General features: G+C 55.8%; 22 protein-coding genes. 8 read left to right on the plus strand and 14 right to left on the minus strand.

Annotated elements, in window-relative coordinates; translation table 11 throughout:
- Positions 1–527: 527 nt before the first annotated feature.
- The 3 genes from ACZZ0B_RS06560 to ACZZ0B_RS06570 form a co-directional block, all read right to left on the minus strand.
- A complete protein-coding gene (locus ACZZ0B_RS06560; RefSeq protein ID WP_440096824.1) occupies positions 528–1922 on the minus strand; it encodes an undecaprenyl-phosphate glucose phosphotransferase in 1395 nt (464 codons plus the stop codon).
- 391 nt (positions 1923–2313) lie between these two features.
- Positions 2314–2973 (minus strand): winged helix-turn-helix domain-containing protein, encoded by a 660-nt coding sequence (locus tag ACZZ0B_RS06565; protein ID WP_008087680.1) that lies wholly within the window; start codon positions 2971–2973, stop codon positions 2314–2316.
- A 271-nt stretch (positions 2974–3244) separates the two neighbouring features.
- On the minus strand, positions 3245–3985 hold the full coding sequence (locus ACZZ0B_RS06570; protein WP_463544640.1) for a winged helix-turn-helix domain-containing protein: 741 nt from the start codon (positions 3983–3985) through the stop codon (positions 3245–3247).
- A gap of 571 nt (positions 3986–4556) precedes the next feature.
- Between ACZZ0B_RS06570 and ACZZ0B_RS06575 the strand changes: the two genes are divergently transcribed.
- Positions 4557–5390 carry an undecaprenyl-diphosphate phosphatase gene (locus ACZZ0B_RS06575; protein WP_008087676.1) on the plus strand — a complete coding sequence of 278 codons (834 nt, stop codon included), beginning with the start codon at positions 4557–4559 and terminating at the stop codon, positions 5388–5390.
- Here ACZZ0B_RS06575 and ACZZ0B_RS06580 read toward each other — a convergent pair whose 3' ends face one another.
- Positions 5391–5810, minus strand: coding sequence for a DUF2388 domain-containing protein (locus ACZZ0B_RS06580; protein WP_463544641.1), 420 nt, complete (start codon positions 5808–5810; stop codon positions 5391–5393).
- 27 nt (positions 5811–5837) lie between these two features.
- Positions 5838–6833, minus strand: coding sequence for a tRNA dihydrouridine(20/20a) synthase DusA (gene dusA, locus ACZZ0B_RS06585; protein WP_463544642.1), 996 nt, complete (start codon positions 6831–6833; stop codon positions 5838–5840).
- Between the two features lie 257 nt (positions 6834–7090).
- Between dusA and ACZZ0B_RS06590 the strand changes: the two genes are divergently transcribed.
- The 3 genes from ACZZ0B_RS06590 (at position 7091) to ACZZ0B_RS06600 (ending at position 8895) form a co-directional block, all read left to right on the plus strand.
- A complete protein-coding gene (locus tag ACZZ0B_RS06590; protein ID WP_463544643.1) occupies positions 7091–7597 on the plus strand; it encodes a hypothetical protein in 507 nt (168 codons plus the stop codon).
- Positions 7594–7956, plus strand: a complete 363-nt coding sequence (locus ACZZ0B_RS06595; RefSeq protein ID WP_463544644.1) for a hypothetical protein — start codon at positions 7594–7596, stop codon at positions 7954–7956. Before ACZZ0B_RS06590 ends, ACZZ0B_RS06595 begins: the two co-directional genes overlap by 4 nt.
- Positions 7957–8532: 576 nt before the next feature.
- Positions 8533–8895, plus strand: coding sequence for a DUF6124 family protein (locus tag ACZZ0B_RS06600; RefSeq protein ID WP_463544645.1), 363 nt, complete (start codon positions 8533–8535; stop codon positions 8893–8895).
- Positions 8896–8945: 50 nt separating this feature from the next.
- On the opposite strand, the gene ACZZ0B_RS06605 is transcribed toward ACZZ0B_RS06600, so the two are convergent.
- A complete protein-coding gene (locus ACZZ0B_RS06605) occupies positions 8946–9350 on the minus strand; it encodes a DUF7079 family protein (protein WP_008087584.1) in 405 nt (134 codons plus the stop codon).
- Positions 9351–9472: 122 nt separating this feature from the next.
- Here ACZZ0B_RS06605 and ACZZ0B_RS06610 point away from each other — a divergent pair, with 122 nt between their 5' ends.
- Positions 9473–10369, plus strand: coding sequence for an SMP-30/gluconolactonase/LRE family protein (locus ACZZ0B_RS06610; RefSeq protein ID WP_463544646.1), 897 nt, complete (start codon positions 9473–9475; stop codon positions 10367–10369).
- A 47-nt stretch (positions 10370–10416) separates the two neighbouring features.
- Here ACZZ0B_RS06610 and ACZZ0B_RS06615 read toward each other — a convergent pair whose 3' ends face one another.
- From ACZZ0B_RS06615 to ACZZ0B_RS06625, 3 genes are all read right to left on the minus strand, one after another.
- On the minus strand, positions 10417–11832 hold the full coding sequence (locus ACZZ0B_RS06615; RefSeq protein ID WP_463544647.1) for an amino acid permease: 1416 nt from the start codon (positions 11830–11832) through the stop codon (positions 10417–10419).
- A gap of 127 nt (positions 11833–11959) precedes the next feature.
- The gene (locus ACZZ0B_RS06620) at positions 11960–13012 is read right to left on the minus strand and encodes an ornithine cyclodeaminase (RefSeq protein WP_463544648.1); all 1053 of its coding nucleotides are present in this window, start codon (positions 13010–13012) and stop codon (positions 11960–11962) included.
- A gap of 50 nt (positions 13013–13062) precedes the next feature.
- On the minus strand, positions 13063–14097 hold the full coding sequence (locus ACZZ0B_RS06625) for a histone deacetylase family protein (protein ID WP_463544649.1): 1035 nt from the start codon (positions 14095–14097) through the stop codon (positions 13063–13065).
- Between the two features lie 119 nt (positions 14098–14216).
- On the opposite strand from ACZZ0B_RS06625, the gene ACZZ0B_RS06630 reads away from it, so the two are divergent.
- Positions 14217–14717 carry an Lrp/AsnC family transcriptional regulator gene (locus tag ACZZ0B_RS06630; RefSeq protein ID WP_463544650.1) on the plus strand — a complete coding sequence of 167 codons (501 nt, stop codon included), beginning with the start codon at positions 14217–14219 and terminating at the stop codon, positions 14715–14717.
- Between the two features lie 82 nt (positions 14718–14799).
- On the opposite strand, the gene ACZZ0B_RS06635 is transcribed toward ACZZ0B_RS06630, so the two are convergent.
- A complete protein-coding gene (locus ACZZ0B_RS06635) occupies positions 14800–15168 on the minus strand; it encodes a DUF7079 family protein (RefSeq protein ID WP_463544651.1) in 369 nt (122 codons plus the stop codon).
- Positions 15169–15183: 15 nt separating this feature from the next.
- On the minus strand, positions 15184–15735 hold the full coding sequence (gene pseH, locus ACZZ0B_RS06640; RefSeq protein ID WP_463544652.1) for a UDP-4-amino-4,6-dideoxy-N-acetyl-beta-L-altrosamine N-acetyltransferase: 552 nt from the start codon (positions 15733–15735) through the stop codon (positions 15184–15186).
- Positions 15736–15879: 144 nt separating this feature from the next.
- On the opposite strand from pseH, the gene ACZZ0B_RS06645 reads away from it, so the two are divergent.
- On the plus strand, positions 15880–16095 hold the full coding sequence (locus ACZZ0B_RS06645) for a hypothetical protein (RefSeq protein WP_158828971.1): 216 nt from the start codon (positions 15880–15882) through the stop codon (positions 16093–16095).
- A 145-nt stretch (positions 16096–16240) separates the two neighbouring features.
- On the opposite strand, the gene ACZZ0B_RS06650 is transcribed toward ACZZ0B_RS06645, so the two are convergent.
- Together ACZZ0B_RS06650 and ACZZ0B_RS06655 are read right to left on the minus strand one after the other, a co-directional pair.
- Positions 16241–17032 carry a transporter substrate-binding domain-containing protein gene (locus tag ACZZ0B_RS06650; RefSeq protein WP_463544653.1) on the minus strand — a complete coding sequence of 264 codons (792 nt, stop codon included), beginning with the start codon at positions 17030–17032 and terminating at the stop codon, positions 16241–16243.
- A gap of 58 nt (positions 17033–17090) precedes the next feature.
- A complete protein-coding gene (locus tag ACZZ0B_RS06655; protein WP_463544654.1) occupies positions 17091–17738 on the minus strand; it encodes an FMN-dependent NADH-azoreductase in 648 nt (215 codons plus the stop codon).
- A 100-nt stretch (positions 17739–17838) separates the two neighbouring features.
- Between ACZZ0B_RS06655 and ACZZ0B_RS06660 the strand changes: the two genes are divergently transcribed.
- A complete protein-coding gene (locus ACZZ0B_RS06660; RefSeq protein WP_463544655.1) occupies positions 17839–18693 on the plus strand; it encodes a LysR family transcriptional regulator in 855 nt (284 codons plus the stop codon).
- A gap of 6 nt (positions 18694–18699) precedes the next feature.
- On the opposite strand, the gene ACZZ0B_RS06665 is transcribed toward ACZZ0B_RS06660, so the two are convergent.
- Positions 18700–19170 carry a hypothetical protein gene (locus ACZZ0B_RS06665; protein ID WP_008087559.1) on the minus strand — a complete coding sequence of 157 codons (471 nt, stop codon included), beginning with the start codon at positions 19168–19170 and terminating at the stop codon, positions 18700–18702.
- Positions 19171–19307 lie beyond the last annotated feature (137 nt).

The following is a 19307-nucleotide window of genomic DNA, read 5'->3' on the forward strand; positions in this document are numbered from 1 at the left end:
CATCAATGTCGCCTGACCCACCGCCATCGCTGGCAAGCCAGCTCCCACATTGGTTATTTGTCACACCACAAATCCCGAACCCACCCCAAACCCCCTGTAGGAGTGAGCCTGCTCGCGATAGCGTCCGAGCAGTCGACATCCCTTTTGCCTGACCCACCGCCATCGCGAGCAGGCTCACTCCTACAGTAGTTATGCGGAGGAGCCAGAATCCACGCCGCGCCCAAATCCCTGTGGGAGCTGGCTTGCCAGCGATGAGGCCGGCACATCCAACATTGATGTGGCCTGACCCACCGCCATCGCGAGCAGGCTCACTCCTACAGTAGTTATGCGGTGGAGCCAGAATCCATGCCTCGCCCAAATCCTGTGGGAGCTGGCTTGCCAGCGATGAGGCCGGCGCATCCAGCATCAATGTCGCCTGACCCACCGCCATCGCTGGCAAGCTCAGCTCCCACCGGTTTGTGCGTCGAGCCCAAATCCCAGGCACAAAAAGGGGACTTTCGTCCCCATGCGGTGTGCAGTGTTGAGCCTCAGTAAATGTCCTTCGACAACAACGTAAACGGCGTCTTCACCAGGATCTTCAGATCCAGCCACAACGACCAGCTGTTGATGTACTGCAGGTCAATCTCCACACGCTTTTGCATCTTGTCGATTGTGTCGGTTTCACCGCGGCAACCGCTGATCTGCGCCAGCCCGGTGATCCCCGGTTTAATCCGGTGACGCGCCATGTAGGCAAGGATTTTTCCCGAGTAGAAATGGTTGTGCGCGACCGCGTGCGGACGCGGTCCCACGAGGGCCATATGCCCTTGCAGCACGTTGAACAGTTGCGGCAATTCGTCCAGCGATGTGCGGCGAATGAAGCGTCCAACGGCAGTAATGCGCGAGTCGTTGCGGCTCGCCTGCTTCACATCGCGGTCGTCGTGCATGCTCATCGAGCGGAATTTCCAGACCTTGATCACCTTGCCGTTCCAGCCATGGCGATCCTGCTTGAACAGCACCGGGCCCGGCGAGTTGAGCTTCACCGCCAGAGCGATGATCAACAGGATCGGGCTCAACGCGATGATCGCCAGCAAGGCCACGGTTTTCTCCACCAGGCTTTTGCTCAAGGCAGCCGTCGGGCGACTGGTCAGCGGGCTCTCGTTCAAGTAGATCGCCGGCAGGCCGTCCACGACTTTCACCGAGTGATTGAGCAGGGTCAGGCTGTTCAAATCCGGCACCCAGACCACATCGACGTTGGCACCCAGCAAATCGACGTACATCGCTTCGATCTTCGCTGCTTCGCACAGCGGCAGGGTGATGTACAAGCGGCGGATATCATGGGCCTCGATCAGTTCCAGCAACTGTTCCTGAGCACCAATAACACGCGGTGCATCGGCGTCCAGCGACGACACATCGCCATTGCTGACCAAACCGACCAGTGGCAGATTCTCCAGTTGACTGAGCTTCTTCGCCAAGCCCAGCGCCAGCTCGCCTGTCCCGACAATCAGGGTCTTGTGCTCACTTTTACGCGAACGCTGATAGAACTTCGAAAACGCATGCAGCGGTGCATACAGCAGCGCCTGACCGAGGAAGCCGTACACCGCCCAGCTGAGAATCACCTGCCGCGAAAACAGTTCATCGGCCTGGCAGACAAACGCAATGCACGCCAGCGCCGCCATGGTCATTGACCAACCCATGAACAGTCGACCGAGACCGGTCAGATAGTTATCGCGTTTGCGGTAAACACCGCTAAACGTATAAGCCGGCACCGAGGCCAATACTGCCAGTGTTGCGCACATACGGTAGTAGAACGCGACGGTCCCGGTGTGCTGTTCCGCGAGGATGAACAGCAGCGTTACAACAAAGCCCTGTGCCAGCGCCCATTGGCCCCAAAAGGTCAGTCCCTTGAGGCCCGTGTTTCGATTGATACTAAGAGAAAGTTCCATACGATATCCCCAAAAGACGTCCATTCAGGTTTCAACAGTTGAAAGCCGAGTTGTCAGGCAGACGGATTGTTTTTGTTGTTGTAAGTGTCCGGAGGTAACAACATCGAGAGGTCGAACTGTCGTCAGTCAATAGACTAAGTTATTGCCTGAAATGGTGTCTGACGAGTTCTAACAAGATGGCACAATGCCAACTTTCTAATAATTAAATAGAACAGTGTTAGAAAAGGTCGTAGAGCAGGGGGTGAATAAATGATGTTGATTTTGTTACTGTTGAAAGGGTCGAGGCAGGGAGTTTGAATCTGATCAGGGAGGGTGTAACCAAACAGAGTGCTCTTGTTGTTTTTGTAATCGCACTTTTTCTGTTTGTGGTGTTCGCAGGTATCGACCGTGGTTACGCGACGATTTCCTGGATCAGGCAATAACCGCGATTGCGCACGGCACGAAACAGCCGCTCACCCTTACTGGCGCTCTTGAATTTGTCCTGCAGGCGACTCAGGCACATTTCCAGGCCGCGATATTGTTCCGGCTCTCGCCCGATGCTCAGGATCAGTTCATCGCGGCTGACAACCCGCTCTTCATGGTTGAGCATTTTCCTGACCAATGCTGTTTCCAGGCCGGTAAGACTGATCTCGACGTCGTCTTTAACCAATGCGCCTTGAACATTGTCGAGGTGCCACGTCTCGCTGCAAGGCATATCACCTTCAACAACGGGTGGCCTGTTGCTGCTATCGCTGGTGCTGACCGGAATGCTCTGGAAAGGGTTGGCTGATTGTGCGGCCAGCCATTCGGATTCAAGCGTGGCCAATATTCGCTGAGTATCATGTTCGATACTGCGCGCGACGTTCTTTCGACTGACGCTTGGATAGGTGAACTCCATCACCATTGGCGCCGAAGAGGGCGAAGCAACGCCTTCAACAAACATCTGCGCCTGGGACGTGCCAAACGAATTGAAACGCTCACTGGACAAGATGCTCTCCAGTTCGCGTTGAGAAGTTGTACTGTGAGTCACGACGACAAAATATTTTCTGGGGAGGGTTGTACTAGTTTCCATGTCTCTCTCCTTAACTGCGTACCAAAATTGGCTAAAAGGTAAATCGGCAGGCGAGCAATGACTTCCTTGGAAGTAATCGACAGGCAGGGTCTGGGCCCGAAAATGGCCCTCGATAAGTTCCACTCGATCTGCTGCTATGTTGTTAAGTTTATTGTTATGGTGTCGCGCTCATTCAATCGCTTTTTTATAGACAGGCTAGAAATACAACGAGAGCTATATGGTTGCATCAGACGATCCTTCGTTCGTATGCAAAAGGGTGGCTGCCCTTGAGTCAGGCAGTCGATATCAGACCCCGCAGCAGGCGATAGCCATAGCCGCGAATGCTCTGAATCGCGTTTGTACCATACATGTCCTTGATTTTTCCACGCAAGCGGCTGATCGATTTCTCCAGCGCGCGAGGGTCGTAGAAATGGGTATTGAGGCCCATGATGCCAGCGATTTCATCATGGCTCAGAATGTGATTACGGGTCTGCGCAAACGCTTCCAGGATCTTCATCTCGGCAAACGAGATGTCGAGTTTCTGGCCGTTGTCCATCAAACAGATGCGTGTCGGGTCGAGCGTGAGATTGATCTCGCGCTGCCATTCTTCACTGCTGAAGAATTCGGCCAGCAAGTCAGCGCCATCATCGGAAAGGGTATTGAGCTTGATACAAACATCCGCGCCGGCCAGATAGTATTTGATCTTGTTGACGGCGCCGCGACCGGTGATGACCGCGCAAATGATCGGTTTCAAATTATCGGCTCGCAGGTTTTCCACCAACGCGAGGTTTTCCTCAAGAGCCTGCGGGCTATCGATGACGAGGAAGATGGCACGGTATGAACTGCAATATTCATTTTGCTGATATGAACTAAGGTAATCGTTGACCTCTAGTACCATATCGGTGCGCACATGCTGGGCTACCAGTGCTCTAAAATGTTCAGCCACGCCACGGGTGCGACCCAGAGTGAGAACTCCGGGTTCGGCATTTGTGGGGCGCGGGCTTCTAGGCGCTAAGTTCCCTGAGAGCATCATGCATTGACTCGAATTAGTGCTGACATCGGGATGTTAAAGCACCGGTTCTCATCTGTGACTGACAATTGGTAACATTTACGCGGATTTTAGACGTGTCTCCCGAGTTTTCTAACAATAAATAAGCTTTTCAAGCTTTTAGTTGATTTTCTCGGGGTGGTGAACTAGTGCTTAGATGGTGGCGATATGCAATGGTGCCACTATTTTGAGTCTATTGCGATGGCTTTGTCTATGTCCTTTTGCCATTGTATGGCCATCTCTGAATAATGTGATATTGATCACACTTTGTCGGCGGGGCAAGTTTTTTTCTATCTGAAGCCTAAATATTTTCCGTTTAGTTCGTCGGCCGACGATTACTAACATGGCTTGAGTGTGGCAATTCATAAGAACTATTCTTCAAGATCAAAAGATCGCAGCCTGCGGCAGCTCCTACATTTGCAATACGTTCCTCTGTAGGAGCTGGCGAAGGCTGCGATCTTTTGATCTCCAACTAAACCAATTGTGTAACTTCAGATACTCAACCCCTGAGTGTTATTAGCCGGTCGCTCACCCAGAGCGCTCTGACGGAGGATTAATGGATTTCTGGACCCTTTTCCAGGTGTTGATATTAGGCGCAGTAGAAGGCCTGACTGAGTTCTTGCCGATCTCCAGTACTGGCCACCAGATCATCGTCGCCGACTTGCTCGAATTCGGCGGCGAACGCGCCATGGCGTTCAACATCATTATTCAACTGGGTGCCATTCTTGCCGTCGTCTGGGAGTTCCGCCCGAAGATCATCAACATCGTCAAAGGCCTGCCCACCGAGCGCAATGCGCAGCGCTTCACCCTCAACTTGCTGATCGCCTTTCTGCCCGCCGTGGTCTTGGGCGTGTTGTTCGCGGACACCATCCACGAATACCTGTTTAACCCGATCACCGTCGCCGTTGCCTTGGTGGTTGGCGGCATCATCATGCTGTGGGCCGAACAGCGCAATCATGTGATCAGCGTCGATCACGTCGACGACATGCGCTGGTCTGACGCGCTGAAGATCGGTTTCGTACAATGCCTGGCGATGATTCCCGGCACTTCGCGCTCCGGGTCGACCATCATCGGCGGCTTGCTCTTCGGTCTGTCGCGCAAGGCCGCCACCGAGTTCTCGTTCTTTCTCGCCATGCCAACCATGGTCGGCGCCGCAGTGTATTCCGGCTACAAATACCGCGACCTGTTCCAGCCGAACGACCTGCCAGTCTTCGCCCTCGGCTTCGTTACGGCGTTCATCTTCGCGATGATTGCCGTGCGCGGTTTGCTCAAGTTTATTGCCAACCACAGCTACGCCGCGTTCGCCTGGTATCGGATCGCGTTCGGCTTGCTGATTCTGGCGACGTGGGTGTTTGGTTGGGTTAACTGGACAGCAGCGGCGGCCGCCTGATCACTGAGCGCTGATCAACGCCGCAACGGCGAGATCGTTTAACGCCGAATCCGGCGACTCCTGGCGAAAACGCTGCAAGGCCGAGGTGAAATACGCGGCCTGCAGCATGCCGTCGCTGGCCAGATAAAGCCGCGCGTCCTCCTGCTCCTCGGCGGAGTAAACGCGTTTAAAGCTTTCCGTGGTGTTGTTGGTGGCAGAGAAGGGCGTCAGCAACAGCACCATGATCGACAGGCCGGAAAACTGCGTCACCTCCCACGGCGTCTCGGTGCGGCCCATACAAAAGCCATCGCAGTGCGCATAAGCATTGGAGGTAACACTAAACAAAGCGAGAAAGGTGTAACGCTTGAAACCGGAAAAGTTAAACGCGGGCATACCCAAAAGACATCCTGTCTGCAAAACAAAACTGCGGGCAACGCTCATGCGTCACCCGCACACTCAAAACTTCAATCAACGGCCTTCAAGCAACGCCGCCGCCTGATCCAGCAACGCCAGCGGATCCTTGGCCTTGTGAATATCCACCGACAACAACTGACGAAATTTTCGCGCCCCCGGGAACCCCGTGCCCAGGCCCAGCACATGCCGGGTGATGTGATGCATCGCGCCACCGGCCTGCAAATGCTCGGCTATATAAGGACGCAACTGCGCCAACGCCTCAGCCCGACTGATCACCGGCGCCGAACTGCCGAACAACTGCTGATCCACCTCCGCCAGCACATACGGATTGTGATAAGCCTCACGCCCCAACATCACCCCGTCGAAAGTCTGCAGATGCTCATGGCAAGCCTCCATCGTCTTGATCCCGCCATTCAGCACAATCTCCAACGCCGGAAAATCCGCCTTCAGCTGCGCCGCCACGTCATAGCGCAACGGCGGAATGTCGCGATTCTCCTTCGGCGACAACCCCTCCAGAATCGCAATCCGCGCATGCACGGTGAAACTGGTGCACCCGGCATCGCGGACTGTGCCGACGAAATCGCATAGCTCGGCGTAACTGTCCCGGCCGTTGATGCCGATGCGGTGCTTTACCGTCACCGGGATTGTCACTGCGTCTTGCATTGCCTTCACGCAATCCGCCACTAACTGTGGGTGACCCATCAGGCAGGCGCCGATCATGTTGTTTTGCACACGATCGCTTGGGCAGCCCACGTTCAGGTTTACCTCGTCGTAGCCGTGTTCCTGGGCCATGCGCGCGCAGGCGGCCAGATCCAACGGAACGCTACCGCCTAACTGCAACGCGAGCGGGTGCTCGGCTTCGTTGTGACGAAGGAAACGTTCGTGATCGCCGTTGAGCAGCGCGCCGGTGGTGACCATTTCGGTGTAGAGCAGGGCGTTCTTCGACAGGAGGCGTAGGAAGAAACGGCAATGGCGGTCAGTCCAATCCATCATCGGGGCGACGGAGAAGCGGCGGGAGAGTGGGGCGGGTGTAGCGATTATTGTGGACATTGTCGATACGGAATCGGTGTGGCAGGAAGGTAGGGGATTTTATCAGGAATGGGAGCGTAATACTGAGATCAGTCGGCTAAGGCGAGGAGCCCAGAACCAGTTAGGTTTCGAACGCTGGTGCGTAGCCAAGGTACACACTTTGCAAGTAATGTTTTTGCGTGTGAAAGCCGAAGCGCTTATAGTTTTGGTCTGAGTACGCATGGAAAGCTCTGTATTTCGTTCAATTAAGCACTATAGGATTTGAGGTTTTCAGGGAATTGGATAGCGATCAGATTTGGGAATTTGCGGATAAAACAGGGACTGTTCTTACAATCGCCGGTTTTTTCTTGGCTATTGTTACACTTGTTCTAGCAGGAACAATAAGTCGGGCGCTTAAAAGTAAAGTCAGAGTTTCAGAGGCTATTTCTGATTTGGCTATATTGGTTTCGAGTGTTCGCGGCGTTCTAAAAGAGTGGGACGAAGTGGAAAGGGCAGAAGAACACGATGTAGCTGTGGTGGAAGGTTTCAGTCGAGAAATAAACACTATGTTTTATCAAGCCATTGCACATGTGCAAAATATTCGTCCTCGGCTAGACTCTATTCAGAAGAAAAGCGCGGATGAGGTCGTAGTCTCGATTTTCAAGAAAAAAGGATGTTTGTGGTGGGCTTCTAACGAATATCGAGTGGTTTCTTCTAGCAATGCTTGGGAAGTGCACAACAAGCTTCAAGGTTTTTCGGTGCATCTTCAGGGTTTGGTTAAAGATCGTGCGGCAGGTGGTATATGAGAGACAGAATCGCTAATAATTTGGTAATGAAGCTTTTGGAAGAGACGTCTCGAAGGAGCATTTCATGGTCTGTAGAGGACGTTCCTACTCCTATTGAAAGGGGGTCGAATTTCATTGTTCCGATTTTTCTGGAGACTGTTTACCAAGGGCAGCGAATTGCAGTGTACGAAATTAAATACAAGCGATTTGTAGATGAGTTTGAGTTTTACTGGGCAGGGGTTGTAAATATATCTGTACTAGATGAATCTGGGCGTACGCTTTGGAAGTATGAAGGTGATGATCCCGAGCTGAACGAATTATTGAACGATGCACGTCGTTCGCTTTCTACGGTTGATTCTTTTCTTAATCAGTTTCGATGACCTGTTTTTAAGGTTTTTATTGGTTGGTGTTTGGGCTGTGTAAGATTATCTGCTTTGGTGTGATAAGTTTAAGGTGCTGGCGAATACTTGATATCGAAAGTGGTGTGCGTAAAATTGGTAGGTGAGCGAGCGTGTGGATTGATAGCTATAGAGCTTGCTCGTGCGGCTTAATTTTATAATAACTAGTAGAAGGGGCAGGTGAGGAGATTTCTAAACAGAAGTGGCTTCGTTTGTTTAAAGAGTGCTTTCGATTTGCGGCTATTCCCTACACCACCTTGCGCCTCCCCCTACACCTAAGACAGAATCCCCCGGCTTGTGCCTCTACCCCGCACGTTCTATCGTTCCCATGTCACTGAAAACCAGTGATCGGGTTTGGTAGCCCGTCTCCGTCAGAAGCACAAGACTACTGTCTTGCGAGGGCGTTTTTCGTCTTCGTTTTATGGTGGTCATGCGCGGGGCGTCTTCGGGCGCGCCGGGGTTCCTGACGACCGGTCTACCAACCTGCGTATGGCCTCCACCCTTCGTTTGGTAGCGAGAGTGATGGCTCCTTTTCGTTTATCCGTCAGGAGTTACACCATGTTCAAACCAACACCGAATCCGCCAGAAACCGACCCCACATCCCCCTACGAATCCCTCGACTCCAAAAAACTCCACGAAGCCGCCGAGCGCGCCCTCGATCACTATCTCCTCCCGCCCGGCCACATCATGGCCAGCACCAACGAACCCGAACGCATGTACCTCGCCAATCCGAAGTACGACACCGAATCCCTCTTGGCCAACGCCAGTGAAACCCTCGGTTCAGCCTCGGAGATGCTCATCAACTTCGCCGCGGCGCTAGACCCCTCGCAGCGCAAAACCGCGCTGGGCATTGCGCAGGTGGTGATGTTGGGGGAGTTGGCGGTGAATCAGGCGTTGGATAACGTTGAGGTGAAGGCGTAAATCCTGTCCCACCGTGGCGAGCGGTTCGACTGCCGCCTCGGTGGGGCTGGTTATTTTGGGTAGTGCCTGGAGATTTCTTGCCATATGTATTTGTATCGAAATTCCAGCCAGCGAATCAGCAGTTTGTCTAGCTGACGTCTGAAGCGGCTACTTTCTCGGGCTTTCAATGTTTCTGCTATGTCAGCCTGCAATTGCTGCAGATTGAACGCGGACCAGATCATCGGAATGACGGTTTCAAGATTGGTGTGACACACCGGTGCGACTTCTTCATAGAGGATTCGCCTGATCTCTTGCGGATCGTAGTCCTGGGTTTGGCGTGCGATGAATGCGTAGTTGACCTCATTGTCGACAAACGCGTCAGACAGCGACCAATGGACATCGGCGCGCTCTTTGTCTGTTGCTGAAGCCCAGTCGCGCTTGGTGCGGGTGGTGGGCGTGAGGGCTGGATTTTCCATGTTTGACTCCCTGTCTCAATGAGCGCGAGCGTATCAAGCCTGATCGAGCCACACCCCAAAAAAACAATCCTATACTCGGGCGATGAAAACCAACCGTCAGGATGACGTACCAGCGAGGGCTAATGTCGAACGTAACCGCTATTCCGGCAAGTCGTGGTCAATTATCCAAAACACTGCGTCTAGTTCTGTGGCTTTTAATACTGTTGCTTGTGGCAACCTTGGCTTTCTTCGCGTGGCAAAGTTTCTACCCGGTACAGGCTGCCGGCCAATGGAGCTATCGCGTTATCCACGGTGATGTGCCGAAAGCAGCCGCTCTGGTGGTGATGGACGGCGGCGGGCTGATGGTCAGTCAGGAGCTTCGCGACGGCCGCGGCAGTATTGTGCGGATTGCCGGCGACGGTCAGCGCGAGAGTGTCGTCAGCGGTTTATCCAAACCGGACGGGATGATTTCAGCTCGGGGTGGCTGGGTCTTCAGTCAGGAGGAGGGCGCTGCTGCCGTTAATTTCCTACTGCAGGGTAAGGTCACCGAGTTGTTTCACGGCTCCAACGTTCAGGGTCTGTGGAACGAAGGCGATCACCTCTATGCGATTGAAGATCGTCATGCCAATGGACGTTTGTTTCGCTATACGTGGAGCGACCAATCCCTGGTCGTTCTGCGTGACGGGCTTGATGAGGCCGAGTCGATCATCCGCTGCACAGACGGTCGCATGCTCTACACGGAAAAAGACAAAGGCGTGGTGCGCCATTTGAGCGAGGACGGCAGCGATCCCATCGTTTTCGCCAATCTGAATCAGCCGACTTTCCTGATGTGCGATCAGCGCGGGCTCTGGATCTCGGAAGATTCGACCCATCGTGCGCGCCTGCTGCTGATCGGCAATGACGGGATTCAGCGAACCATACTGTCTTTTCTCAAAGCGCCGCAGTCGATCGTCGCCAGTGGCCGAGGGACTTATCTGTTGGCCGAGGGCGGGCGAAATCGGGTGTTGGAGCTGACTCCTCCCTCTGATCAGGCTCGTTAAAAGACTCAAAAGCCGTCACCCAAAAGTGACGGCTTTCGCTTGCAGATCTAGCCAAACTGACTCGCCGACTCAACCGCAGATTTAGGCTTCCTCAACCGCGTCAACTGATAAGCAATCGCCAACCAAACAAACCACCCCGGCATCACCATCAACGCAATCCGCGTGTCAGGCCGCAACGCCAGCAACCCCAGCACAAACCCCAAAAACGCCAACGAAAACCACGCCATCGGCACACCGCCCGGCATCTTGTAAGCCGACTTCGCATGCAGATCCGGGCGCTTTTTCCGGTAGGCGATGTAAGACGCAAGGATGGTCGACCAAGTGAAAATCACCAGAATCGCCGACACGGTGGAGACGATGGTGAACGCGGTCATGACTTCCGGCACGATGAACAGCACCAGCACACCGACCAGCATCAACAGCGTGGTGAACGCCAGGCTCAGTAGCGGCACGCTGTTGTTCGACAGTCGGCGGAATATGCCGGGCGCGTTGTCTTGGTTGGCCAGTCCGAACAGCATGCGGCTCGATGAGAACACGCCGCTGTTGGCCGATGAGGCCGCTGAGGTCAGGACGACGAAGTTGACGATGCCGGCTGCTGCTGGGAAACCGGCAACAAGGAACAGTTCGACAAACGGGCTCTTGACGGGGGAGACCTGTTGCCACGAGGTCACGGCAATAATGCAGGTCAGCGCCAGGACGTAGAACAGGATGATCCGCAGCGGAATCGAGTTGATCGCTTTGGGCAGGGTCTTCTCCGGCGAGCGGGTTTCGGCGGCGGCGGTGCCGATCAGTTCGGTGCCGGCGAAGGAGAAAATCGCCATTTGAAATCCGGCGAAGAAGCCGAACAAGCCGTTGGGGAACGCCGCCTGTTTGTCCACCAGGTGACTCAGGGACGCGGTGACGCCACTGGGCGAGACGAACGAGCTGGCGATCAGCACGGTGCTGACGCCGATCAGGGTTACGACGGCAATGATCTTGATGATCGCGAACCAGAATTCCACTTCACCGAACAACCTGACTGTCAGCACGTTGAGGGCGAACAGGGTTGCCAGCATGCCGACGGCGGGTATCCACGCCGGTACGTCGGGGAACCAGTACTGGAAGAATCCGCCGACCACGACGGCGTCGCCGATCACCGCGACGCTCCAGCTCAGCCAGTACGACCAGCCGAGGAAGAATGCTGCGCGCGGGCCGAGGTAGGCACCGGCGAAGTCGGCAAAGGTTTTGAAGTTGAGGTTGGACAGGAGCATTTCGCCCATGGCGCGCATGACGAAAAACACGAACAGCCCGATGATCATGTAGATGAGGATGATCGACGTCCCGGAGAGGGCGATGATCTTCCCGGAGCCCATGAACAGGCCGGTACCGATGGCACCGCCCATGGCCATTAACTGGATGTGACGATTGCTGAGCGTGCGCTGCAGCGCGGGCTGTTCAAGCAGCCCGGAAGGGTTCGATTTCATTGCAAAACCTCTTGATTTTATGTTTTTGAGTTTTGGCAGAAAGTAGGTGTCGAGCGTTCTTGTTAGAGGTGCAGCGGCTAATCACGAGGTGAGTCGCCCCCTGTGGCTCGGGGGCGGCGGTTAGTGATCAACTGACGGTGCGCAGTCGCGAGGTTTTGGCCGGTTGCGGATCGAGCAGTTGAAAGAGGTTTTTGATGTTGGCCGGCGTCGGCACCAGGTGGATGCGCTGGCCGATTTGCTGTGCCTGAGCCAGGTCTTTCAGGTAGCGCAGGGAGGAAAAATCTTCCAGGGCAAAACCCACCGAATCGAAGACCGTCACCTGCGCATCGTTTTCGCGTCCGGCGACTTCGCCCAGCACAATGCGGAAAAATTCGATCACCGGGGAATCGGCTTCCAGTTGCTGAATGTCGCCTTCAATGCGGGTTTGCGGCTCGAACTCGATGATGACCCGGGCGTTGCGCAGGATCTCGGCGTGCAGTTCGGTTTTACCCGGGCAGTCACCGCCGACCGCATTGATGTGCATGCCGGGCTCGATCATCTCGGGCGTCAGAATGGTTGCGTAGGCTTTGTCGGCGGTGACCGTGGTGACGATGTCCGCGCCTTTGACCGCGTCCTTCACCGAGCTGGCCAGAATCACTTCGATGTCCGGGAACGCCGCGAGGTTGTGCTTCAACTTGAGGGAAGCGTCGCGATCAATATCGAAGATACGAATTTCGCTGATACCCAACATTTCATGAAAGGCCAGCGCCTGAAATTCACTTTGCGCACCGTTGCCGATAAGGGCCATTGAGGTCGCACCGGGGCGAGCCAGCGATTGCGCGACCAGGGCGGAGGTGGCTGCGGTGCGCACGGCGGTAGTCAGGGTCAGTTCGCTGAGCAGCGTCGGATAGCCACTCTGCACATCGGCCAGAAGACCGAAGGCCATGACCGTGAGCAAATTCTGCTGGCCGTTGTTTGGGTGGCCGTTGACGTATTTGAATGAGTACTGCTGGCCGTCGTCGGTGGGCATCAGCTCGATCACGCCTTCTGCCGAGTGATTGGCCGTACGTGGCGATTTATCAAACTGCGCCCAGCGCGCGTAGTCCGCTTTGATATAGCCGGCCATTTCGCGAATGGCGCGGCGGATACCGACTTGGGTGAACAGGCGTGCAGCATCATCGACATCAATAAAAAGCGTCATGTTCTTATTCTCCGATCCAGTCATTGAAAGGTTGTAGAGCGCGGGCTGGCTCAGCTGCGTTTGCTCTCGAAACCGTGCAGCACGTTGACGGCATTGATGCCGATTTCATCGACCATGTAGCCGCCCTCCATCACGAACAGGGTCGGGCAGCCGACGCTGGCAATCAGTTCGCCGATGCCGATGAAGTCATCGCTTTCGAGCAGGAAGTGGCTGATGGGGTCGTCCTTGAACGTGTCGACACCGAGGGAAATCACCAGCACTTCAGGCGCGAACTGCTGGAGTTTTTTGCAGGCGTGGAGCAGGGCGTTGCGATAGCTCTCCCAGGTGGTGTTTTTCGGCAATGGATAGTTGAGGTTGTAACCCTCGCCGACACCCGCGCCGACTTCGTGGCTGTAGCCCGAGAAGTACGGATAGGACACCGCCGGTTCGCCGTGCAACGAGACGAACATGACGTCGCTGCGCTGGTAAAAAATGTTCTGCGTGCCGTTGCCGTGGTGGAAGTCGACGTCGAGCACCGCGACACGTTTGGCGCCTTGGGTGATGGCTTGTTGTGCGGCAATGGCGGCGTTGTTGAGGTAGCAATAACCGCCCATGTATTCGCGTGCGGCGTGATGGCCGGGCGGGCGGCACAGGGCGAAGGCACTGTCGTGGCCTTCATCGAGCAGGGCCAGGCCGGTGAGGGCGATGTCGGCGCTGGTTTTCACCGCTTGCCAGGTCGTCGCGGTGATGGGCGAGCCTGCGTCCATCGCATAGAAGCCGAGCTTGCCGTCGATGAACGTTGGCACCTCTTCGCCGGCCAGATCGCGCACCGGCCAGACCAGCGGCAAGGCGTCGTGAGTGCGGCCGGTGGCGCACCATTCGCCCCAGGCGCTTTCGAGAAAACTGACGTAGCGCTCGCTGTGCGCGTTGACGTAGCACGAGCGGTCAAATGCGCGGGGCTCGACGATCTGTCCGAGGCCGACCTGTTTGACGCGGTTGTGCACGGTGTCGGCGCGACTCGGTTGTTCGAACGACGGTTTGAGCACGCCGTCTTTCAATTCGGTGCCGTGGTGCAAACGGTGGGAATCACTGAAAACTGTAAACATTCTGCGCATCCGTTATTGTTAGCCAGTGCAAATATTCTGTTCCGGCTGGGCTGCGCTTTCTTTGCTTTGTGTTCGTGGTTTGGTGGATTAATCGGGCGTTTTTACTCAGGAATGGCGTTATGCAGAAAAAAATATCCAAACGCATCAGCCTCGATGAGACCGACCTGGCGATTCTCGAGTTGTTGCAGGAGGACGCCAGTATTTCCAACGCTGAACTCAGCGAGCGGCTGTCGTTGAGCCTTACGCCCTGCTGGCGGCGGCGCAAGCGCATGGAGGAGGCCGGGGTCATCAAGGGCTATCAGGCCAATCTTGATCGGCGGATGCTCGGGCTGGATATCATGGCGTTCGTGCACATTCGTTTTTCCATCCATGCCGACCACGCACCGGACGCTTTCGAGGCGGTGATTGCGCAATTGCCCCAAGTGTTGGCCTGTCACAAGATCACTGGCGATGCCGATTATGTGTTGCAGGTGTTGGCGGAGGATCTCGATAGCTACAGCGACTTCATCGAGCAGGTGCTCAGGCGTCAGGTGGGGATTGCCTCCATTCAGTCCAGCCTGGCGTTGCGCGAGGTCAAGACCGGTAGCCGTTTTGCGATACCCAAACCGGGAAAGGAATGAGCGGGCAGGGAGGCAATCATCTCTCTCGTTTCAAAGCGTTGTATGTCGCTGCGCTGATGCCCCGTTGCCACGGAGGGCTGTATTAACGCCAGCCTTCGCAGTGAGCGGTGATGTCGTCCCAGACTTCCCGATAGCTATACCGCAGCCAGGCGGCGTGCATCTTGTGAAGTTGTCGCCGAATCCAGCTTTTCTGGTTTGCGAGCAACATTTGCTCGATATCTTGGTTCAACGCGTCAGGGTCGAAACCTGTCCAGTTTGGTGGCAGTACGCATTCCAGATTCCCGGCGCAGATGACGGCGACTTCCGCATACAAAATGTCTTTGATCAGTTGCGGGTCGTAGCCCTCGACTTTGCTGGCGATGTAGGGGACGTCCACGCCGGTGTGGACAAAGATCCAGGACAACGTTGCTCTGACTTCGTAAAGCTCGGCAGGACTCAGTTCACGTTTCAAACTCGGCTCCAGGCGCTATACGGTATTAAGACGTTCGATTACAGGCGCCAGGGCAGGGCGCTTGTTCTGCCATTCTTCTTTAGTGATGCCCAACAAAACCACATCAACCCGCACCCCATCCTTCACAACGTTCTGCCGACGAACGCCTTCAATCTCAAACCCGAACTTCTGGTGCATCTTTACCACCGCCGAGTTCATCGCCAGCACTTCGCAGTTCAGCTTGTCCAGCCCGGCGACATTGAACGCGTAATCGAGCATCCAGAACTCGACCAGACTGCCCAGCCCCTTGCCCTGCAACGCAATATCCAGATAAAACGCCCAGTCCGCCGTCTTCTGCAAAGCGTTGATCGCGTTCAGAGAAACCACGCCAAGCGCTTGCTCATCCTTGATCACCACAAACACTTGCTGACGTGGGTTGCCCTGCAAAGAGGTCAGCCATTTGGCATGTTCCTGCTCACTGATTTCATGCGACGTGTACATGTATTTGCGCACGTCCGGCTGATTGCGCAAGGTACGGACGTGTGCCTGGACAGTGGGGCTGGCGTCGGTGAGCGGAAGGAAATGCATGGGGCTGTCCTTGTCTCGCGAGCGTTTGCAGCTGAACCCGCGCTGTCGATCGGTGAAGTTTCATGTTGCCGTTTGTGGCGGGGGCCTAGGATGCTGGCATCACGTCGAGTTGTCTTGCTTTTTCATCCCGAGGGGAGCCGTGCCATGAGCGCCAATGTCGTCAAAGTGCTGTTGATTGCTGCTGCTGTGTCGGTATTGAGTGCATGTTCGGGGACGGGCGGGTTGACGACCACGAGTTGTTTTTCGGCGGATTGTCAGTCGCCAGAGGGGCGCAGTAATGCGACGACGTTGAAGTTTGGCGGGAACAGTATTGGCAGTAGCCTCAATCAGTACAGTTCCGGGATGTTGCATGACGATTGATTAGCGACGCGTAACTTGTGGTGAGGGGATTTATCCCCGATGGGGCGCGCAGCGGCCCCCGCTTCTAATGTCAAAAAGTCGGGACTGCTGCGCAGTCCATCGGGGATGAATCCCCTCACCACAGGTTTCGTGGGGAGCCACAGGGTTATTGGGCGGCAGGCACGGCAATCCATTCGCTTAGGGTTTGCTGGTATTTGCCGGTGGCTTTGCTCAAGTGCAGCCACTGGTCGACGTACAGTTTCCAGCTGATGTCATCGCGCGGCAGCAGATAAGCCTTCTCCCCATACTGCATGAACTGATGCGGATTCACCGCGCACAACCCCGGTTTCAATTTCTGCTGATACAGCGCTTCCGAGGCGTCGGTGATCATCACGTCGGCCTTGTTGTCGAGCAGTTGCTGGAAGATCGTCACGTTGTCGTGCAGGGCCAGTTGCGCCTTGGGCAGGAAGGCGTGGACGAAGGCTTCGTTGGTGCCGCCGGCGGGTTCGACCAGGCGCACGTCGGGCTGGTTGATCTGCTCGACCGTCTGGTACCTGGACTGATCGGCGCAACGCACCAGCGGGATCTTGCCGTCGGTGTCGAGGGTGTTGCTGAAGTAGGCTTTTTTCTGCCGTTCCAGGGTCACCGATATGCCACCCATGCCGATGTCGCATTTGCCCGCCTGCATGTCCGGCATCAGGGTCTTCCAGGTGGTTTGCACCCATTGCACCTTGACGCCGAGGCTGTCGGCCAGTGAACGCGCCATGGCGATGTCGATGCCTTCGAAATCGCCGTCGTCGCGTTTGAAGGTGTAGGGCTTGTAGTCGCCGGTGGTGCAGACGCGCAGTTGGCCTTGTTGCTGGATGCTGTCGAGGTGCGAAGCGATTGTCTCGGCGTGTGCGCCAGTGGCCAATGTCAGCGCCGCGCAGAAGATCATCGTGTTTTTTAGAGTTGTCATTGAGATCGGGCTTCCGGGAAGGACGGTCGCCCAGTGTAGTGAAAGGCTTTCGTCAGTGTCATCCAGCCCGCACAAGGCGATCTGCCAGATCCCGCGCCTGTTGTGAGGCGACAAGCCGCGAGTCGCGGTCCATGTCGTCGCCGAGAATGGTCTTCTCGACGATCACTTCGTGGATGTCGGTGATGCCGATAAAGTCCAGCCAGGCTTCCACGTAAGGTTTCTGAAAGTCGAAACGTTCGGCCGGCGTCGTCGATTGCGCGGAAAAATCCAGGCCGCGGGCATAGGCGACCACGGCTGTTTTGCCTTGCAGCAAACCTTGTGGACCCCGCTCGGGATCGAAGCTGAAGAGGATGTCTTTCTGCGACACCAGGTCGATGAAGTGCTTGAGCTTGTACGGAATGCTGTAATTCCACAGCGGCACCGACAACACCAGAATGTCGGCGCGGTGCAGGCAGGCGGCGAGCGCTTCGAGTTCCTCCCAGGCTGATTGCTGGGTCGGCGTGCGGGGTATGCCGGCGAGGCCGGCGTATTTGGCGCTCATGGCTTCTTCGCCAAACTCCGGTAGTGGCACGCTCCACAGATCCAGCGTCTCGATGTGCGTTTGCGGGTGATGTTGCTGATGGCGATCAATGAAGCTGCGGGCCACCTCGAGCGAAGCGGAACGTTGTTTGCGCGGTGAGCATTCGATGTGAAGGAGGGTGGTCACGTGAGCCTCGGCATGTGCGGGATGAATGCGAGGCATTGCAACATAGAGCGCTTCTAACTATAAATCATAAATAAACAGGCCATTGATCACGTATCTCACTATGTTTGACGCTGTGCTACTCAAGACTTTTGTCACCGTCGTCGACGAAGACGGTTTCAGCCGTGCCGCCGAAAAATTGCATCTGACGCAATCGGCAGTCAGCGGGCATTTGCGCCGGCTGGAGGATCAGGTGGGCAAGCCGCTGCTCAAGCGCACCACGCGATCGCAACAGCTGACACCGGATGGCGAGCGTCTGATGGCCTACGCGCGGACGATTCTGGCGCTGAATCGCGATGCCTGGGCGCAGCTCACACGCGTGCCATTGCAGGCCAAGGTGCGGATTGGCGTTTCCGAGGATTTTATCGAGGCGCGATTGTTGCGGGCGTTGCAGGATTGCGTGGCGCAGCACCCCGGCATGGAGATCGATGTGCAGGTGAACATTCCCGGGACACTGCTCAACCAGATGAGCCTGGGGAATCTGGAAATGGTCATTGGCTCGCAATGTGAAACCGGCGAATCGGGACGCTTGCTCTGGCAAGAGCCGTTGGTGTGGGCGTGGGCAGCACAACCGCTCACGCAACTGCCGACACCGTTGCCGTTGGCGCTGTTTCCAGAGCCGTGTCCGTATCGCGAAGCCGCGCTGACCCGGTTGGCCCAGGCCGGTATCGCCCAGCGTACCGCCATGCTGTGCTCAAGCACTGGCGGATTGCGCGCGGCGGCATTGTCCGGATTTGCCGTGGCACCCATGCCGTTGAGTCAGCTTGGACAAGGCTTGACAGCACTCGGTGCAGAACACGGTTTACCGACGCTGCCGGATGCGCAATTTCGCCTGTTTACCGCCCAGCATGCCGACCCGCAGATGATCGACCTGCTATCGCCGGTGATCGTTGATTTTTGCTCCACACGACGGCAGTAATTGCGCTTACAGCCCGAGACCTTCCTGCACAGCGAGCAACAGGTTGTTCTCGGTCAGTGCGATCGCATCCAGTTGTTGTCCGGTTTCAATCGACTGCATCCACCAGTGGCTTTCGCCGTGTTCATCCACGGTGCGCAGCAAGTAGGTGTCTGTGGCTGACGGGCTGATTTGCACACGTCCAGCGCCGTCCTCGGTAAACCGGGCAATGGGATCAAATGTCAGGCTTTGGTGATTGGCTTCAATCACCAGTTGGTCGATGGCGTAATCATGGCTTTCGCCATCGGGCGAGGTTTCGCAAACGTGGGTCGGATTGCGCCGAATCTTCAGGCCGACTTCAGTCACCGGTTGCAGCCACGCCTCGATGCGGTGATACAGGTCGTAGACCTGCGCCGGCCAGCAATCGATCTCCAGCGCCGCATCCGCGTGGATGTGCCGGGTTTGTTTGAGTTTGGCGGCGAGTTCGTCTGCTTTACTCATTTCGGATCCCTTGGTTTGATGTCTGCCTGTTAATCGTAGACCCTTCAACGACGTACGGCGTTGCCTTGCGTCATGCGCTTGCAACACAAGCGTGTCGAAATCAACGCTGGCCAGTCCGGCCAGGATGGAAAACCACG

The sequence above is a fragment of the Pseudomonas sp. AC247 genome, from assembly GCF_979258015.1.

Coding starts and splice junctions, on each gene's coding strand:
- ACZZ0B_RS06665 (WP_008087559.1), bottom strand. CDS start 19,170: ATGAGTAAAGCAGACGAACTCGCCGCCAAACTCAAACAAACCCGGCAC.
- ACZZ0B_RS06565 (WP_008087680.1), bottom strand. CDS start 2,973: ATGGAAACTAGTACAACCCTCCCCAGAAAATATTTTGTCGTCGTGACT.
- ACZZ0B_RS06625 (WP_463544649.1), bottom strand. CDS start 14,097: ATGTTTACAGTTTTCAGTGATTCCCACCGTTTGCACCACGGCACCGAA.
- ACZZ0B_RS06560 (WP_440096824.1), bottom strand. CDS start 1,922: ATGGAACTTTCTCTTAGTATCAATCGAAACACGGGCCTCAAGGGACTG.
- ACZZ0B_RS06595 (WP_463544644.1), top strand. CDS start 7,594: ATGAGAGACAGAATCGCTAATAATTTGGTAATGAAGCTTTTGGAAGAG.
- ACZZ0B_RS06575 (WP_008087676.1), top strand. CDS start 4,557: ATGGATTTCTGGACCCTTTTCCAGGTGTTGATATTAGGCGCAGTAGAA.
- dusA (WP_463544642.1), bottom strand. CDS start 6,833: ATGTCCACAATAATCGCTACACCCGCCCCACTCTCCCGCCGCTTCTCC.
- ACZZ0B_RS06615 (WP_463544647.1), bottom strand. CDS start 11,832: ATGAAATCGAACCCTTCCGGGCTGCTTGAACAGCCCGCGCTGCAGCGC.
- ACZZ0B_RS06645 (WP_158828971.1), top strand. CDS start 15,880: ATGAGCGCCAATGTCGTCAAAGTGCTGTTGATTGCTGCTGCTGTGTCG.
- ACZZ0B_RS06650 (WP_463544653.1), bottom strand. CDS start 17,032: ATGACAACTCTAAAAAACACGATGATCTTCTGCGCGGCGCTGACATTG.
- ACZZ0B_RS06570 (WP_463544640.1), bottom strand. CDS start 3,985: ATGATGCTCTCAGGGAACTTAGCGCCTAGAAGCCCGCGCCCCACAAAT.
- ACZZ0B_RS06600 (WP_463544645.1), top strand. CDS start 8,533: ATGTTCAAACCAACACCGAATCCGCCAGAAACCGACCCCACATCCCCC.
- ACZZ0B_RS06580 (WP_463544641.1), bottom strand. CDS start 5,810: ATGAGCGTTGCCCGCAGTTTTGTTTTGCAGACAGGATGTCTTTTGGGT.
- ACZZ0B_RS06605 (WP_008087584.1), bottom strand. CDS start 9,350: ATGGAAAATCCAGCCCTCACGCCCACCACCCGCACCAAGCGCGACTGG.
- ACZZ0B_RS06610 (WP_463544646.1), top strand. CDS start 9,473: ATGTCGAACGTAACCGCTATTCCGGCAAGTCGTGGTCAATTATCCAAA.
- pseH (WP_463544652.1), bottom strand. CDS start 15,735: ATGCATTTCCTTCCGCTCACCGACGCCAGCCCCACTGTCCAGGCACAC.
- ACZZ0B_RS06620 (WP_463544648.1), bottom strand. CDS start 13,012: ATGACGCTTTTTATTGATGTCGATGATGCTGCACGCCTGTTCACCCAA.
- ACZZ0B_RS06660 (WP_463544655.1), top strand. CDS start 17,839: ATGTTTGACGCTGTGCTACTCAAGACTTTTGTCACCGTCGTCGACGAA.
- ACZZ0B_RS06630 (WP_463544650.1), top strand. CDS start 14,217: ATGCAGAAAAAAATATCCAAACGCATCAGCCTCGATGAGACCGACCTG.